Genomic DNA, 16,390 nt, shown 5'->3' with positions numbered 1-16,390 from the left:
GGGCCCGGGTCCCTCCGGACCGGGCCCACGCCTGCACCTGGCCAGATAGCAGGAACGACATGACCCTTCGACAGGCTCAGGACATCGCCTCACCGATCCTGGAGATGCGCGGCATCACCAAGGAGTTCCCCGGCGTCAAGGCGCTCTCCGACGTCAACCTCGTCGTCAACCGCGGTGACATCCACGCGATCTGCGGTGAGAACGGCGCCGGCAAGAGCACCCTGATGAAGGTGCTCAGCGGGGTCTACCCGCACGGCACCTACAGCGGCGACATCGTCTTCGAGGGCGAGACCGCGAAGTTCGCCAACATCCGGCAGAGCGAAGCCGCCGGCATCGTGATCATCCACCAGGAGCTCGCCCTCATCCCCGAGCTCTCGATCGCGGAGAACATCTTCCTCGGCAACGAGACCGCCAAGCGCGGGATCATCGACTGGGGCCGCGCCAACCGCGAGGCGATCGACCTGCTCGCGCGGGTCGGCCTGCGGGAGAACCCGCTGACGCCGGTGAAGAACCTCGGCATCGGCAAGCAGCAATTGGTCGAGATCGCCAAGGCGCTCTCGAAGGAGGTCAAGCTGCTCATCCTCGACGAGCCGACCGCCGCCCTCAACGACGACGACTCCCAGCACCTCCTCGCGCTCCTGGAGGGGCTCAAGGAGAAGGGGATCACCTCGATCATGATCAGCCACAAGCTGAACGAGATCGAGCAGATCGCCGACGAGATCACGATCATCCGCGACGGCCAGAGCATCGAGACCCTCTCCGTCGCCGCCGGTGGCGTGGACGAGGACCGGATCATCCGCGGGATGGTCGGCCGCGACCTCGAGAACCGCTTCCCCGACCACACCCCCTCCATCGGGGACGTCCTCTTCGAGGTGCGCGACTGGACCGTCATGCATCCGCAGGACAGCCACCGTGAGGTCATCCGCCAGGCCAACCTGTCCGTGCGGGCCGGCGAGATCGTCGGCATCGCGGGGATGATGGGTGCGGGACGTACGGAGCTGGCGCGGTCGATCTTCGGACGCTCCTACGGCTCCCGGACCTCCGGATCGCTGGTCCTGGACGGCGCGGAGCTGCAGCTCAACACGGTCACCCAGGCGATCGATGCCGGCATCGCGTACGTCTCGGAGGACCGCAAGGGCCTCGGGCTCAACCTCATCGACGACATCAAGACCTCGATCACCGCCGCGGCGCTGAAGAAGCTGCGCACCGGGCTCGTCGTCGACGAGCACAAGGAGGTCGTGGTCGCCGAGGGCTACCGCAAGAACCTCAACATCAAGGCGCCCTCGATCACCGCCGGGGTCGGCAAGCTCTCCGGCGGCAACCAGCAGAAGGTGGTGCTGTCCAAGTGGATGTACACCGACCCGAAGCTGCTGATCCTCGACGAGCCGACCCGAGGCATCGACGTCGGCGCCAAGTACGAGATCTACGGGATCATCCAGGAGCTCGCCCGCAGCGGTCGCGGCGTACTGGTGATCTCCTCCGAGCTGCCCGAGCTGCTCGGTCTGTGTGATCGCATCTACACGCTCGCCGAGGGCGTGATCACCCATGAGTTCGACCGCTCAGAGGCCACCCAGGAGTCCCTGATGCGCTACATGACCGCGGACGCGAGGAAGTAACCCCCGATGAATGCCCTGCTCAACACGCTGCGCGGGAACGTCCGCCAGTACGGGATGATCATCGCTCTGGCGGCGATCGTCATCCTCTTCCAGATCTCGACCGAGGGCGTGCTGCTCAAGCCGCTCAACGTCTCCAACCTGGTCGTCCAGAACGCCCAGATCCTGATCCTGGCCATCGGCATGGTGATCGTGATCGTGGCGCGACACATCGACCTCTCGGTCGGCTCCGTGGCCGCCTTCGTCGGCGCCGCCGCGGCGATCATGATGACCCAGTACGACTTCCCGTGGTGGGTCGCGGTCTTCCTCGGCCTGCTGATCGGCACCGCCATCGGCGCCTGGCACGGCTTCTGGGTGGCGTACGTCGGGATCCCGGCGTTCATCGTCACGCTGGCCTCGATGCTGCTCTTCCGCGGGCTCACCCTGGTCGTGCTCAAGGGCGCGACCGTCGGTGGTCTGCCCGAGCAGTTCAAGGCCATCGGCAACGGCTTCCTGCCCGAGATCGGGCCGGACACCGGGCTGCACAACCTGACGCTCCTCATCGCGGTGGCCGCCGTCGGTGTGCTGATCTTCCTCGAGGTGCGTCGCCGCAACGCCCAGATGGCCTACAACTTCGACGTCCTGCCGTTCCCGCTCTTCGTGGTGAAGCTCGCGCTGCTGACGATCGTGATCATGTACTTCGCCTACCTGCTCGCCGACGCGCGCGGGCTGCCGATCGTCGGCCTGATCCTGGCCGGGCTGATCGTGGTCTACACGTTCATCATGAACAAGACCGTCTTCGGTCGGCACGTCTACGCGATCGGCGGCAACGTCGACGCGGCCACGATGTCCGGCGTCAACACGAAGCGGGTCGACTTCCTGGTCATGATGAACATGGGCCTGCTGTCGGGCCTGGCGGGCCTGGTCACGACCGCCCGCCTGACCGCGGCCAACCCCAAGGCCGGCGTCAACTTCGAGCTCGACGCGATCGCCGCCGCCTTCATCGGTGGCGCGGCCGTCACCGGCGGTGTCGGCACCGTCGTCGGCGCGATCATCGGTGGTCTCGTCATGGGTGTCCTCAACAACGGCATGTCGCTGCTCGGTGTCTCCATCGACTGGCAGCAGGCCATCAAGGGCCTCGTGCTCCTGCTCGCCGTCGCCTTCGACGTGTGGAACAAGCGCCGCACCGCCGGGTCCGGCGGTGCCGGTGCCGAGGCGGCCGAGCCCAGCGCTCCGCCGCCCGACAAGCTGGCCGAGGAGATCGAGGCCATGGAGGCCGAGCTCAGCGTCGACTCCAACGACCCGCCGAAGACCTGATCCACCCCTCACACCCCCACCCAACGACCCCTGCCTCCCCCCGGGCAGGGGTCGTTGGGTTTTCGGGTCGGCGGCTCGTGTAACACGCTGTTCGTAGGACTACTCGCCCTATTGGAACGACCGGATAGTGCTACGAACGACGTGTTACAGCCCAGCCGCACCCGCCTCGGGCCACCGGTGTTGAATAGCGGGGTGGCAAACTCCGCTCAGTGGCTCCAAGGAGCCCGTCCCCGCACACTCCCCGCGGCGCTCGCGCCGGTCATCGCCGGCACCGGGGTGGCTGCGTACGCCGGTGGGATGGTCTGGTGGAAGGCGCTGCTCGCCCTCGTGGTGGCGCTGGCGTTGCAGGTCGCGGTGAACTACGCCAACGACTACGCCGACGGGATCCGGGGGACCGACGACGAGCGGGTGGGCCCGCTGCGGCTGACCGGCTCCGGCCTCGCCGCGCCGTCGGCGGTCAAGCGCGCCGCGTTCATCGCCTTCGGGATCGCCGCGGTCGCGGGCCTGGTGCTGGCGCTGACCTCGGCATGGTGGCTGATCCTCGTGGGACTGGTCTGCATGATCGCGGCCTGGTACTACACCGGCGGCTCGCGCCCCTACGGCTACGCCGGGCTCGGCGAGGTCATGGTCTTCGTCTTCTTCGGGCTCGTCGCGGTCATCGGTACGACGTTCGTCCAGACGCAGAGCTGGGAGTGGGGCGCGTTGTGGGCAGGTGTCGGGATCGGCGCGATCACCTCTGCGCTCCTCGTCGCCAACAACCTCCGCGACATCCCCGGCGACACCGAGTCCGGGAAGATCACCCTCGCCGTACGCCTCGGCGACGCACGGACCCGCTGGCTCTACGTCGCCCTCGTGGCCGTCGCCGCCGTCTCCGTGGTGCTCGTGGCCCTGACGACGTCGTGGTGGGCGCTGCTCGGTCTCGGGTTCATCGCCGTCGCCGCGCAGGGCGTACGCACCATCCTCGACCGCGCCAACCTCGGCCCGCGCCTGATCCCGGTCCTCCAGCAGACGGGGATGGCCACGCTGGTGTGGGGGCTGCTGGTCGGCGTACCTCTGCTGTTCGTCTGAACGCCGACCGGGAGGTGTAACACGCTGTTCGTTGGACTATTCGGTCGTTCTCATGGGGTCAGTGGTCCTGCGAACGACGTGTTACACCACCGGCGTCCCGACCTCAGGCGGCCTTCGAGCGATGTACGCGGAATCGTTCCAGGTCGGAGATGTCCGTGCCGAAGGCTCGGCAGGTGGCTAGGTACTCCCGGTTCAGGCGGTCCTTGAGGTAGTTGCGGTTGCGGCCGAACAGGTCGTCCCACGCGACCCGTGACATGCCGAGATGGAAGCCGTGAGCCCAATCCTGCCGCGTCTTCTCGTCAGCCAGGATTGCGTCGATCGAGCGGAGCGCCAGGCCGCCCTCCGATGCCGGCACGTACTTGCTCCGGCCGTCGAACTCGAAGAGGTGACGTCCGACCCGAAGATCGAATCGGGCGGTTCGTACGCCGTCCGTGATCTCGAACTGGGTCTCGATGCCGGTCAGGCCGATCTCTTCGAGTACGTCACGCGTGAGTGACTCGCCGACGGTCTCGGCCCCGGGGTAGGAGAGCTCGATGGCCTCGCGCGCCAAGCTGCGGTTGGGCCAGTGCTTCATGTGCTCGAGGACCTTCCAGAAGTCGTCGACGGACACCCCCATCTGCCTGGCGGAGTCCACGGCAACGACCCCGTACGGCCGGCCATGCTCCCGCGCGATGTCGATCGCAGTCCGGGCTGGACCCAGCACATCGAACCCGTTCACCTGCGACACCTGAGTGTCGAGGTAGGGCGCAAGGTGATGCTTCACGCCCCACTTGTTGTGGGTGCCGATCACAGGATGGCGAGTGACATGAGTCTGAGCCTTCCTGGGGAGGAGGATGCCCATCTCGAGCTCGAGGGCTGCGGTTTCATGGCTACGTACGAACGGAACCGTGATGGCCGCGCAGGCGGCGCGGTCGCGGAGGCGCCGCTTCTCCGTGGGTAGCGTGATGCTCTCCACGTACGTCCGTTCGGCATAGACACCACGACGGACCGCGATCCACGTGCCGCGCTTGACGTGGCGATGGATCGTCTCGAGATCGAGTCCGGCTGCGAGTGCCTGGCTGCGGGTGATCAGGCCGTGGTTGGCCACCATGATCGCCTGGATGCGTGGGTTCATGGTCTCAGCCTGCGGCCCTGCGCCGACGGATGGCGGCGCTCAACGACGCGCTGGGGATAACCCCGACACGAAGCCGGCCTGTGGATGGCTAGTGGCTCGGGACGGAGCCCCGGGCGCGTGTAACACGCTGTTCGTAGGACTATCCGGTCGCTCTAATGGGGCGAGTAGTCCCTCGAACGACGTGTTACACGGCGCGCTACGCCGCCACGGTCTCCGGCTGGGCCCGTCGGGCCAGGTAGCGCTCGGCGGCGCGGGCGGAGGGGTGGACGCCGATCGCGGCGATGACGATGATCCCCGCGATGATGGCCCAGCCGAGGTGGCCGAGCTCCATGGCCAGGAAGGTGTACGCCGCAGGGGCCCAGACGGTGCCGAGGGTGTAGCCGACCTGGGCGGCGCCCTGGTAGTCGCCGCGGTGCTCCGGGTCGGAGAGATCGGCGACCAGGCCCCACTCGCCGGCGGACTGGAAGAGCTCGGCGCCGGTGACGGTCACGTGGCCGATCCAGACGAGCGCGATCGTGATCAGGCCGACGGTGTCGTGGGTGACCGCGATGATCGCGCAGGAGGCCAGGAAGCAGAGCGCACCGCGGCGCTGGGCCTTCAATGATGTCGTCACGTCGGTCACCCCGCGTGCGGCGATCACCTGGAGCCCGACGGCCATGACGGTGTTGGTGCCGAACAGCCAGGCCAGCAGCACCCGTGGGGCGTCGGTCTCCTGGACCAGCCACAACGGGATGACGACGTTGAGCAGGACCTGATGGGTGCCGAGCACGCCGTCGAAGAAGGTCGTCGCGAGGAACGCACGGTTGCGCAGGGCGCCGAGGCGATCGCGTACGTCCGGCTTCAGGTCGCCGGGAGAGGCGGCAGTGGCGAGGCGGGGGAGGCGCGAGATCCAGTAGGCGTTGACCAGGAGGACCACGGCGGTCATCACCGGGACGGCCTTGATCAGGGTGTTGGAGTCGACGGCCAGAGCGAGGCCGCTGGCCAGGGCGCCGAGCGTGTAGCCGACGTTGCGGGCGGCCCGCATGTAGGCGAACGAGCGCACCCGGGTCGCCGCGGGGAAGACCGAGATCCGATAGGCGTCGCGACCCGACTTCTGCCAGGAGGAGGCGAGCGCGAGGAGCACCTCGACGGCGACGTACGCGGCGAAGTTGCCGACGAGAACCCAGGCACCGAACAGCAGCGCCTGGAGTACGGCACCGGCGATCCAGCTGAACCGGGTGCCGAGACGATCCGCGAGTCGGCCCAGGGGGACGGCGAACAAGAAGGTTGCAGCGCCCGCGATCGTGAGACCGAGGCCGACCTGTGCGGCGGAGAGGCCGACGATCTGGGTGAAGAAGACCGCCGAACCGGTGAGAAAGGTGCCTTCGGCGAAGGCCGAGAGCACCGACTGGTACGACATCGCCCGGATGAGCGGGTCGTCTGAGAGGACCTTGTCCCTCAACCGGATGAAGTGAGGGGACAAGACGACTCCAAACTATCTTGACATCGAGACAAGCGCAGTCTTGTCATCGCGGCGTCCGACGTCAAACAGTTATCCGTGCTGATCGGTCCCCAAACCGGGCAGCGAAGAAAAAGGAGTCCATCGCGCCGACGCCCGTGCGTCGGCGTAGGTCAGGGCGGGGTCAGCGGGTGGAGCCCTCGATCGTGCCGATCACGCCGCCGAAGACGTCGGTGGTGACGCCCCAGATGCCGCCGGCGATTGCGGAGATCGTGCTGGTCAGCCCTTGCGGATCGGTGAACAGCCAGAACCCGACGAACAGGGCGCCGATGACGATGAAGATCTTCTTCTTGTCCATGTGAGCTCGTCCTCCCGAGAAATCCGATTGAATGTTGTGTAAATTCGCGAATCCGGACGCAAGCGCGCGAAATTCGCGAGGATGCACCGGGATATAGATTCCCTGAAGTTAGCCTCCACTCGCAAGAATTCAGCGAAGGAGACCACTGAGCGGGACAGTGTCGCGCCCAGTGGTCCGGTCTGTGGCATGGCGGCCTGATGAGGCGGGTCCACCGAGCGCCCGCAGGCGCGCGTGGGCACGTGTCGTCAGGTGGAACGAGGTGCGTTACGGCGGTCTGGGGACTACGCTCGTCTCACATGGCGGTGGCGTTTGTCCAGAATGCCGACGCCCGGGAGTTCGCGTCAGCCCGCGGGAGGGGCAAGGCGCCTCCACCCACCGGTGCCGCATGGGGCTGCGCCGGGCGGGACAACCGAATACTTCCGGACGTATCACGCAACCACACCTCACCTCGGGAAAGGGAGCAGAACAATGGCACCGCACCAGTTGATTCAAAGTACGACTCAAGCCGCCGAGTATGGCACCGGCGGCCTGGCCGAGTGGATCACCGACAACATCATCACGCTGGTCGTGCTGATCCTGGGCGTCACGGTCCTGTGGGCTGCCCGCAGCGGCAACATCTCCAAGGCCGTCACGATCGTCGGTGGCCTGATCATCGGTCTCGGCGTCCTCGGCCTGGCCGTGGGCAACAACGCCACGGACCTCGGTCAGTGGATGGCTGGTCTCTTCAAGGGGTGAACCCGGTCCCGTTAGCTAACCCAGGGAGGGATCTCGGGGATGAGGCTGCCTGACGACGACGAGCTGTACGAGGTCGACCAGACCTATCTCGGCCCCCCTCGTCGCTACATCGGGGAGATGCGTTATCGGACCATCTTCCTCTTTCTGGTGATCGCACCATTGACGCTTGTGCTGCTGCGCAAGCTCGGCATGCCGGTGACGCTGCTGAGCATGGGCCTGTGGCTGATCGGCGCTTCCTACCTCTCGATGAAGGCCTCCGACTACATCAGCTCGGAGAGCTCGGCCGGCGCCTGGCTGATGACCTTCTGGCACGAGCTGACCACGCCGCGCGTGGAGACCAGCGCCCAGTACGCGGGCGGTGCGGCTGTCGCCTTCCGCCACGCCACGAGCCCCCGCGGCGGCTGGGCGAAGGCCATGCGACGACCCGGCCGGCGGTTCGCGCAGCAGCCGGGTGCCACCCCCTCGCCGCGGGCGCTGCAGGCGACGGTCGTCACCTCGACCCCGACCGCCCAGACCGGACACACTTCCTCGGGCTTTGCCTCAGCCGCGCCCGTACGCGGCAAGGCCGCGCCAGTGCGCCCCGTGATCGAGGCGAAGGTCGTCGAGGAGCCGCTCCCGGCCCATCTCTCGGTCCAGCCCGAGGCGCAGCCTGTGAGGCAGCAGCACGCCCCCGGCGTACGTCCGGCGAAGGGCGGCTGGTCGAGCCGACCGTCCTCCTCGCCGCGTGAGCCACGCGACGTGCCGTGGAAGGGCGGCGCGCCGTGGCAGGCCCGGCAGGAGCCGGAGCAGTCCGCCCCGGCCGCTCCGCCTGCGCCACCGGCTCAGCCCGCTGCGCCGCCACCGCCACCCCCTCCACCACCCCCTCCGCCACCTCCTCCTCCGCGCCCGCCTGCGGCGGCTCCAACGGCCCAGCCGGCTGCCCAGCAGGCTGCCCCGCAGGCAGAACCGACGCCCGAACCGAAGCCCGCGCCCAGGCCGGCCCGGCAGCCGCTCTCGCATGCGGTCAGGCCGGCCGTGGTGATCGCACCGGAGCCGGGGTACGACGAGGAATGGGACGAGGCCGACGGGTGGGACGACTTCGACGATGCACCCTCGGGACGTACCCGTCCCAGGGACAATGACGAACGGCCGCCTGACGGGCGCCCGCAGAGTGTGGACGACTATCGCAAGCGCCTCGACGGCGACGACGCACCCAACAACGGAGGAACCGCATGAGGCGGCCGCGAACGGAGCGGGCCTACGGGCCTGGCTTCGAGAAGCCCAAGCCGGGACGCAAGAGCGTCTTCGGCCGGGGCGGCGACGACTCGAAGGGCGTCCGTGAGCCCAGAGGCGACACGTGGGCGCTGGAGGAGGTGCGCGGTCACCTGACCTTCACCAGCGACCGGATCATCGCCTGGTACCTCGCCGAGCCGCAGACCTGGTCGTTCCGCGCCCACTCGGACCTCGAGGCCCTGATCACCGACCAGGCGAGCCAGCTGGCCGACCTGGTCGGCAACACGGTTCATGGCCGGGTCACCACCCGCCCCTATCCCGTACGTCACTGGGCGCATGCCGCGTTCGCCAACGCTCCCGACCCGCAGCCCGGGTTCGAGGAGATGATGGCCCGCAACCAGGCTCACATGGCCGCCCACAGCCAGGCCGACAAGCTGGTCTACTACGGCGTCGACCTCGGCCGCCGCGACGCGACGGTGAGGACGCTGGCGAAGTTCTCCGCCGGTGCCGCCGAGCGCGAGATGGCCGCGATCAGCGAGCGCCTCGACACGGTCAACCGGGTGATGTCGCGTCCGGGCTTCTCCGCGCGGCCGGCGGTCGGTCACGACATGGAGTGGATGATCGCCCGTTCGCTCTCCCTGGGCGCCAAGATCCCGGTGCCCGAGCCGGGTGAGGCCCAGCAGAACTTCCTCGACACCGACGACATGGCCGAGTGGTTCGAGTCGGTCGCCTGGTCGGCCGAGCCGCTGGCGCCGACGGTGCAGGTCACCAGCAGCATCGGTGGCCGCCAGGAGACCAGCCACGTGTGCGTGCTGACGGTCTCCCGGATCGGTGACATCGAGGTCCCGGAGACCCACGCGCCGTGGATGGCGAAGACCGACGCGCTCGGCTTCCCGGTGGAGTGGTCGTTCCGGGTCGAGCCCCGCTCGCCGGACGACGTCTCCCGTGAGATGGCGTCCCTGACCCGCCGCATCGACGGCCAGGTCAGCCACTGGTCCGACGACCACGGCAAGCGGCCTCCCAAGCAGCTCTCCCGTCAGGCCGGCCGAGCCGCCGACGTCGAGGACGAGATGCGCTCGGAGTTCACGGGCCTGTCCACCCGGACCAGGGGCTGGTACCGGATCGCCGTCACCGGCCGCAGCGAGGCGGAGGCGCTCGACAAGGCGCAGAAGGTCGTCGACCTCTACCGGCCGCAGATCAAGATCACCCGCCAGCTGGGGCAGTATCACCTGGCTCGCGAGTTCGTCCCGGGCGAGCCGCTCGCGTCGACCGCCCACGCCCGGAAGTTCCCGGTCCTCAAGGTCGCCGCCGGGCTCCCGGCGGTCACCGCCGAGGTGGGCGACAAGCGCGGCTTCTACCTCGGCGAGACCTCTGCGATGGCGTCCCGGGCCGTGCTGATGGACCCGTGGTACCTGACCGAGGTCATGGAGCAGGCCGGCCTGATCCCGCTCGTCGGCACGCCCGGTTCCGGAAAGTCGACCCTGATGGGCGTCGTCATCTACATGTCGATCCTGTCCGGCATCCACGGTGTCGCCATGGACCCGGCCGGGCGGCTGCAACGGCTGATGACGCTGCCCGAGATCGGCGGCGGCCTCTTCAACGGTCAGCAGGTGTCCGCCCGCGCCCGCAGCGTCGACGTCCTCGGCGGTCGACCGGGAAGCCTGTCGCCGTACGCCGTCGTCCCCGACCCCAACCCGGAGCTGATCCGGGCCGAGGCGATGTCGGACCACGAGTTCGCCGAGCGCCTCCACCGGGAGCGGTCCGCCGCCGTACAGCAGCGCCGCGACCTGACCGTCTCGGTGCTCCGCTCCTGCCTCCCGGTCGGACTGGCCAACAACGAGGAGGTGCTCAAGCGCATCCGCGCCCGCGTCATGGAGGCGCAGGCCGACCGCGGCGCCGACACCTCGACGATCGTGAAGATGCTCTTCGAGGGCGACGGCGGTGACCACGAGATCGGCCGCGAGCTCGCCGCCGCCCGCGAGCGCGAGCTCGGCCGCCTCTTCTTCGGCAACGACTTCCTCCAGTCCGACGAGGAGCTGAAGGGCACGCCGTTCACCTTCTACAACCTCAAGGGGCTCAACACCCCGCCCGAGCACGTGCCGCGCGAGGAGTGGAGTGCCGAGGAGCAGATGGCGCGCCCGATCATGACCCTCGCCGCCTGGTCCGCGCTGCACCTGATCTACCGCAGCGACCCCAACGAGCGGAAGCTGTTCGCGCTCGACGAGGCCCACGAGGTCACCCAGGCGAGCGGTGGCACCGGGCGGGCCCTGGTCCACAAGCTCTCCAGCGACTCCCGCAAGAACAACTGTGCCGCGCTGGTCTCGACCCAGAACGCCTCCGCGATCCTGGGCTCCGACATCAACAACTTCGTCGGAGCGGCCTTCGTGGGACGTACACAGGACGAGAGCGCCCAGCGTGACGCGCTCAAGCTGCTCGGCAAGCCCGAGGGCCTGGGCTACGAGTCGATCCTGGCGCGGCTCTCGCCGCGCACCAGGCGTGGTGACGAGCAGCTCGGCTACCGCGAGTTCATCTACCGCGACGGCCTCGGTGGCGACACCGGTCACGGCGGCATGGAGATCATCAAGGTCACCCTCAACCACCACCCGGGTCTGCAGGAGGCGCTCAACACCACCGCCGACCCCACCCGCCGCGTCAGTCGAGCCATCGGCGGCGAGCCGACCGATCTCCCCAAGTCCGAGCTTTCCGGGGACGGGATCGGCTGATGCCGCCAGCCCTCCGTCGGTCGAGCCGCGAGCGCCAGCGAGCGTGTCGAGACCAACACGGTCCCCTCGGCGCTCGACTGGACCGTGTTGGTCTCGACACGCCTCCGCCTAGCGGCTCCGGCGGCTCGACCAGCGGGGGCGGTTGGCGCCGTAGGGCGGCTGCCTTCGTCGTACTCGTGGTTGCTCTGTTGTCCGTCGCCGGTCCGGCGGCTGCGGGGCCGAGGGGGATCGATATCCCGATCCCGTTCGATCCGACGGGTGGGCTCTCGGGTGTGAGCGATGCGTGCAACAACCTGGACGCGCCGATGCCGGCATCTCCGTACGGGGATGGCTCGTTCATCGTGCGGATGACGGCGTTGGGGGCGGCGTCGAAGGCGGGCACGGAGCTGAACGACCCGGAGGAGGTCAACGACGAGCTGGATCCGTTCCGTAACAAGGACGAGGTCTCGTTGGAGTCGGCCTATGGCACGACGCCGCAGTGGTGGACCTATGACAACGGGTGCACGGGGCAGTTCGTGGCGGGGGCGGGGACCTCGATCGGCAACATCATGTTGGAGATCTCGGGGATCCTGCCGAACTGGTCGCATGCGTTGTTGAACGCGGTGATCGGGGAGAACTCGTTCCTGAAGGCGTTGGACGACCCGATCGTGGCGGCCTCGGAGGCGGTCACGAACGGGGTGTGGGCGCCGTGGGTGAGCGTGGTGTTGTTGCTGGTGGCGGCGACGGTGATGATCCGGGCGCGGGACGGCCGGTTCGCGCGGGCGGTCACGGCGGCGGGTTGGGCGCTGGGCGTGCTGGTGGTGACCTCGTGGCTGATCCAGTATCCGGTGGAGTCGACCAAGCTGGTCGATGACGGGGTTCGGTCGGCGACCGGGATGATCGCGACCGGGTTCAACGACGGCAAGACGGTCCCGGGCGTCGGTGATGACGAGTTCGGTGAGACCGACGCGGTCAAGGCCGTGGATGCTCAGATGGACGAGGTGGTGCGTTCGACGCAGTACCGCACCTGGCTGGCCGGCGCTTTCGGTGATCCGGACTCGGCCACGGCGAAGAAGTACGGGCCGCGGGTGTTCCGGTCGACGCACTTCTCCTGGCAGGAGTACGACACCTATCGCAAGGATCCCAACGGCGAGGGCAAGAAGGTCCTGGAGGCCAAGCAGGACGCGTTCAAGGAGCATGCCGAGGCGGTCAAGAAGTCCGACCCGGTGGCGTATGAGTACTTCAAGGGTGAGCACTGGTCCCAGCGGGCGACCACGGCGTTGGTGAACCTTGTGGTGGTCGTGGTGGTGTGTGGGTTCTTGCTGGTCGCGGGGTTGGCGATCCTGCTGTCGTTCGCGTTGATCCGGTTGATCGTGCCGTTCGCGCCGGCGGCGGGGGTGCTGTTCATGCTGGACCACACCCGGGACGCTGCGGTGGCGATGTTGAAGCGGGTGGTGGGGCCGTTGGTGATGGGCCCGATCTACTTCCTGGTCGCGTTGTTGCTGCTGCGGTTGGACTCGGCGATCTTGACCTCGAAGATGTGGTTCGTGCTCCAGTTGGGGCTGATCGGGGTGCTGACCGTGCTGGCCTGGCGCCTCACCCGTCCCGCCGCCTACGGGATCCCGCTGCCGGGCATGGGCCGGCTCACCTCGATGCTCTCCTCGTACGTCGGCACCCGGACGGGCGCCGAGGCCGGGGTCCGCGACGCGAACGCCGACCGGCCGCCCGTCCCGGGCGGTGGCCAGGCGGGCACCGGATCGGTCTCGAGCCCCGGCGGCGTCTACATGCCCGGACACGAGCTGACCGGCAGCCGGCCGACGATGGTCGCCGAGCAGGTGCCCAACCAGGCTCAGGCGACGGCCGCCGGAGCGCTGGGTGCCGGGGCGAGTGCGAGCAGCACACCGACGTACGCCCTGGGGTCCTCGATGAGCGGCGAGGAGGGCGAGCGGGTGGCCGGCCAGTGGTTCGACTCGCGCTCGGTCGAGCGCGACGAGCCGTCGTTCCGTGACGAGGCGCGTCCAGGGTTCGCCGCCGGGCAGGTGTACAACAACGACCGCCCGGAGGCGCCGAGCCCGGTCGACTACACCGCGGGCTCCTACGCCGACCGCGAGCCGGAGCCGCCGCGACAGTCCCCGGTGGCCGAGGCCAACGTGGACTACGACGCCGACGGCAACGCGGTCTTCGTCATCTACTCACCGAACGGGAACCGCTCGGTGCCCGTCGACAACAGTCCGAGGTCTGAAGGAGGAGCCCGGTAGTGCGGTCGACAACGACGCGTGGTGTGCTGTGGGAGGTCATCGCGCCGGTGCTGAGGTGGCCCATGAGGTCGCCGTTCCGGTTCTTCTCGGTGGTGGTCGGCATCGTCTTCGTCATCTGGCTCATCGCCCAGGTGAGCGACGCTCCCGACGCCGAGCCGGCCGCGCAGCCCGACCGGGGATCCGCGTCGGCGCAGCAGAGCGCCTCGGCGAGCGGATCGCCGGCGCCCGTCCCGGACCCGACACCCCTGGCGACCAAGTTCGTCGTCGCCTGGGCCCGTCCCGACCTGACCACCGAGGAGTGGTGGGCCGGGATCAACGCCGCCCGCCCGGACGAGTCGCTGGCCCAGGCCCTGGGCAGCACCGACCCGGCGACCGTGCCGGCGACCAAGGTGGTCGGCGCCGCGAAGGTCCTCGAGCAGAACGACGGGGAGGCACGCGTCGAGGTCGCCACCGATGGTCCCAAGGTCATCGTCTACCTGACCCTGGTCGACAACGTCTGGTACGTCTCGAACATTCTTCCGGGGGGATAGGGCGATGTGGATCTTCAAGGCGCGTCTGATCTGGGGCATCGTGGCCGGAGCGGCCACGCTCGTCCTGGTGGTCACGGGTGCCCTGGTGATCCTCATCGGCGGTCTGGCGAGCACCGAGCAGAGCAACCAGGACCAGGCCGAGTCGGGCTGTGTCGGCGGGACCAACGCGATCCAGGCCGGCAACCTGGGACCGGACGGTGAGATCCCCGAGGGCAGCATCGCCGGATTCGACACCGAGCAGATCCAGAACGCCCGGACGATCGTGGCGGTCGGCAAGCAGTCCGGCGTGCCCGCCTACGGGTGGGTGATCGCGCTCGCGACCGCGATGCAGGAGAGCACCCTGCGCAACCTCAACTACGGCGACCGCGACTCGCAGGGTCTCTTCCAGCAGCGCCCGGTCTCCGGCTGGGGTTCGGTCGCCGACATCACGAACCCGGTCAAGTCGGCCCAGGCGTTCTACGGCGTGGCCACCCACACCGGCAACACCGGCCTCCTCGACATCCCGGGGTGGCGCAAGATGCAGGTCACCGCGGCGGCGCAGGCGGTGCAGCGCTCGGCCTTCCCGCTGGCGTACGCCCAGCACGAGGACGAGGCGCGAGCTCTCGTCGCAGCGCTCGCCGACGGGGTCTCGGCCGCCGACCTGACGGCCACCGCGACCGACGTGTCCTGCACGATCGGCATGGCCGGGATCAGCACCAGCGTCGTACGTCCCATCCAGGCCGGGCTCGCGGTCGACCAGGGCAACTACGGCAACTCCGGTTCCAACTGGGCCAACATGCACACCGGCAACGACTACTCCTCGCCGTGCGGCACGCCCGTGCAGGCGGCTCACGGCGGCACCGTCGTCCTCGAGTCGGGCGGCAGCTGGGGCTGGTCGGGACGCTGGCTGGTGAAGGTGCAGACGGCGCCCGGCAACCTGACCACCTGGTACGGCCACATGCAGTCGCTCTCGGTGGCCGCGGGGCAGACGGTCAAGGCCGGGCAGGTCATCGGGCAGGTCGGCAGCGAGGGCAACTCGACCGGTTGCCACCTCCACTTCGAGGTGCACCCGCACGGCGGCGGCTACCTGCAGGACCAGGTGGACCCGGCGGCCTGGCTGGACAAGAACATCGGCAAGACTCTCGAGGCGACCAAGCAGGTCAGCGGGCTGCCCGGCGAAGGACAGGTCGGCGCCTCCCCGGCCGCCGTCTCCGGCCCGCAGGTCCGCCTGGCGCAGGCCAACATCAAGGTCTCCATGTCCCGCTCGAGATACCGCTCCGACCTGGCCGAGGTCATGAAGCACGGACCCGACTTCGTCTCCCTGAACGAAGCCCAGTCACGTACGGTCTCCGACATCTCGGTGCGGGGGTACGGCACCTACCGCGCCTCGGCGGACGAGTACGGCAACCGCAGCCAGGCCCTCAGCCCGGTCGTCATGTGGCGTACCGACCGCTGGGTGGCGGTCGACAAGGGCACCGTCCAGCTCACCAAGCCGGTCACCGGAGTCAAGAACGACAACAGGTACGCCACCTGGGTGGTCCTCGCCAGCAGCGACGGCTCCGGGCGCATCTCGGTGATCTCCACTCACACGATGACCTCGCCCGCCAAGAGCGCACAGGCGCGTAAGGACGAGGCCCAGCGCGGCTTCGCGAAGCTCGCCGGACTGGCGCAGGGGCTGCAGAAGTACGGCCCGGTCCTCGTCGCCGGCGACCTCAACTCGCCCTACCCGCGCAACGGTGGCGACGGGGATCCGTGGGGTCCGAAGCCGCTGATGGCCAAGGCCGGGATGACCTCCTCCTTCGAGACCCTCGGCGCGCCCGCGCAGGGCTGGGCCACCCACGACGGCGGCGGCACCATCGACTGGCTCCTCGGCTCGAGCTCCACCGCCACCCCCACCCGCCACGCCACGTTCAAGCTGGAGTCCGACCACCACGGCCTGGTCGCGGACTTCGACATCCGCGGCCAGTAGCGCGCGTCGCCGCCTGTAACACGTCGTTCGTAGGACTACTCGCCCTATTTGAACGACCGGGTAGTCGTACGAACAGCGTGTTACACCCCGTGAACTCCACCGGCCCACCGCGAACCCG

The 16,390-nt window shown here is 68.7% G+C and carries 12 protein-coding genes; 9 read left to right on the top strand and 3 right to left on the bottom strand.

Annotation, left to right across the window (positions count from 1 at the left end):
- Window positions 1-59: 59 nt before the first annotated feature.
- The 3 genes from mmsA (at window position 60) to BLT25_RS05710 (ending at window position 3,977) form a co-directional block, all read left to right on the top strand.
- Complete coding sequence (gene mmsA, locus BLT25_RS05720) at window positions 60-1,616, top strand: multiple monosaccharide ABC transporter ATP-binding protein (protein ID WP_091043089.1); 1,557 nt, start codon at window positions 60-62, stop codon at window positions 1,614-1,616.
- 6 nt (window positions 1,617-1,622) lie between these two features.
- The gene (gene mmsB, locus BLT25_RS05715; RefSeq protein WP_091043087.1) at window positions 1,623-2,909 is read left to right on the top strand and encodes a multiple monosaccharide ABC transporter permease; all 1,287 of its coding nucleotides are present in this window, start codon (window positions 1,623-1,625) and stop codon (window positions 2,907-2,909) included.
- 192 nt (window positions 2,910-3,101) lie between these two features.
- The gene (locus BLT25_RS05710) at window positions 3,102-3,977 is read left to right on the top strand and encodes a 1,4-dihydroxy-2-naphthoate polyprenyltransferase (RefSeq protein WP_091043085.1); all 876 of its coding nucleotides are present in this window, start codon (window positions 3,102-3,104) and stop codon (window positions 3,975-3,977) included.
- A gap of 103 nt (window positions 3,978-4,080) precedes the next feature.
- Here the strand turns inward: BLT25_RS05710 and BLT25_RS05705 are convergent, their stop codons facing one another.
- The 3 genes from BLT25_RS05705 to BLT25_RS29735 all read right to left on the bottom strand — a co-directional run bounded on the left by BLT25_RS05705 (window position 4,081) and on the right by BLT25_RS29735 (window position 6,887).
- Window positions 4,081-5,091 (bottom strand): type IV toxin-antitoxin system AbiEi family antitoxin domain-containing protein, encoded by a 1,011-nt coding sequence (locus BLT25_RS05705; RefSeq protein WP_091043083.1) that lies wholly within the window; start codon window positions 5,089-5,091, stop codon window positions 4,081-4,083.
- Between the two features lie 196 nt (window positions 5,092-5,287).
- Window positions 5,288-6,553, bottom strand: coding sequence for an MFS transporter (locus tag BLT25_RS05700; RefSeq protein WP_091043081.1), 1,266 nt, complete (start codon window positions 6,551-6,553; stop codon window positions 5,288-5,290).
- 160 nt (window positions 6,554-6,713) lie between these two features.
- The gene (locus tag BLT25_RS29735; protein WP_160025706.1) at window positions 6,714-6,887 is read right to left on the bottom strand and encodes a hypothetical protein; all 174 of its coding nucleotides are present in this window, start codon (window positions 6,885-6,887) and stop codon (window positions 6,714-6,716) included.
- Window positions 6,888-7,355: 468 nt separating this feature from the next.
- Between BLT25_RS29735 and BLT25_RS05695 the strand changes: the two genes are divergently transcribed.
- From BLT25_RS05695 to BLT25_RS05665, 6 genes are all read left to right on the top strand, one after another.
- Window positions 7,356-7,622 carry a hypothetical protein gene (locus tag BLT25_RS05695; RefSeq protein WP_091043078.1) on the top strand — a complete coding sequence of 89 codons (267 nt, stop codon included), beginning with the start codon at window positions 7,356-7,358 and terminating at the stop codon, window positions 7,620-7,622.
- 39 nt (window positions 7,623-7,661) lie between these two features.
- Window positions 7,662-8,837, top strand: a complete 1,176-nt coding sequence (locus BLT25_RS29730; RefSeq protein WP_176883646.1) for a hypothetical protein — start codon at window positions 7,662-7,664, stop codon at window positions 8,835-8,837.
- On the top strand, window positions 8,834-11,557 hold the full coding sequence (locus tag BLT25_RS05680; protein WP_091043070.1) for an ATP-binding protein: 2,724 nt from the start codon (window positions 8,834-8,836) through the stop codon (window positions 11,555-11,557). Before BLT25_RS29730 ends, BLT25_RS05680 begins: the two co-directional genes overlap by 4 nt.
- A gap of 272 nt (window positions 11,558-11,829) precedes the next feature.
- Window positions 11,830-13,794 (top strand): hypothetical protein, encoded by a 1,965-nt coding sequence (locus BLT25_RS05675; RefSeq protein WP_091043066.1) that lies wholly within the window; start codon window positions 11,830-11,832, stop codon window positions 13,792-13,794.
- Entirely contained in the window at window positions 13,794-14,324 is a 531-nt protein-coding gene (locus BLT25_RS05670) for a hypothetical protein (RefSeq protein WP_143033643.1), read from the top strand. The genes BLT25_RS05675 and BLT25_RS05670 overlap by 1 nt, the downstream gene beginning before the upstream one ends.
- A 4-nt stretch (window positions 14,325-14,328) precedes the next feature.
- On the top strand, window positions 14,329-16,272 hold the full coding sequence (locus tag BLT25_RS05665; RefSeq protein ID WP_091043060.1) for a peptidoglycan DD-metalloendopeptidase family protein: 1,944 nt from the start codon (window positions 14,329-14,331) through the stop codon (window positions 16,270-16,272).
- The last annotated feature ends 118 nt before the right edge of the window (window positions 16,273-16,390 follow it).

The organism is Nocardioides sp. YR527 (assembly GCF_900101045.1).
Taxonomy (GTDB): Bacteria; Actinomycetota; Actinomycetes; order Propionibacteriales; family Nocardioidaceae; genus Nocardioides.
The sequence above is the reverse complement of the archived record's forward strand: the minus strand, read 5'-3'. Positions and strand labels throughout refer to the sequence as shown.

Excerpts from the sequence above, each read along its gene's own strand:
- mmsA (WP_091043089.1), top strand. The coding sequence starts at position 60 with ATGACCCTTCGACAGGCTCAGGACATCGCCTCACCGATCCTGGAGATG.
- mmsB (WP_091043087.1), top strand. The coding sequence starts at position 1,623 with ATGAATGCCCTGCTCAACACGCTGCGCGGGAACGTCCGCCAGTACGGG.
- BLT25_RS05705 (WP_091043083.1), bottom strand. The coding sequence starts at position 5,091 with ATGAACCCACGCATCCAGGCGATCATGGTGGCCAACCACGGCCTGATC.
- BLT25_RS29735 (WP_160025706.1), bottom strand. The coding sequence starts at position 6,887 with ATGGACAAGAAGAAGATCTTCATCGTCATCGGCGCCCTGTTCGTCGGG.
- BLT25_RS05695 (WP_091043078.1), top strand. The coding sequence starts at position 7,356 with ATGGCACCGCACCAGTTGATTCAAAGTACGACTCAAGCCGCCGAGTAT.
- BLT25_RS29730 (WP_176883646.1), top strand. The coding sequence starts at position 7,662 with ATGAGGCTGCCTGACGACGACGAGCTGTACGAGGTCGACCAGACCTAT.
- BLT25_RS05680 (WP_091043070.1), top strand. The coding sequence starts at position 8,834 with ATGAGGCGGCCGCGAACGGAGCGGGCCTACGGGCCTGGCTTCGAGAAG.
- BLT25_RS05665 (WP_091043060.1), top strand. The coding sequence starts at position 14,329 with ATGTGGATCTTCAAGGCGCGTCTGATCTGGGGCATCGTGGCCGGAGCG.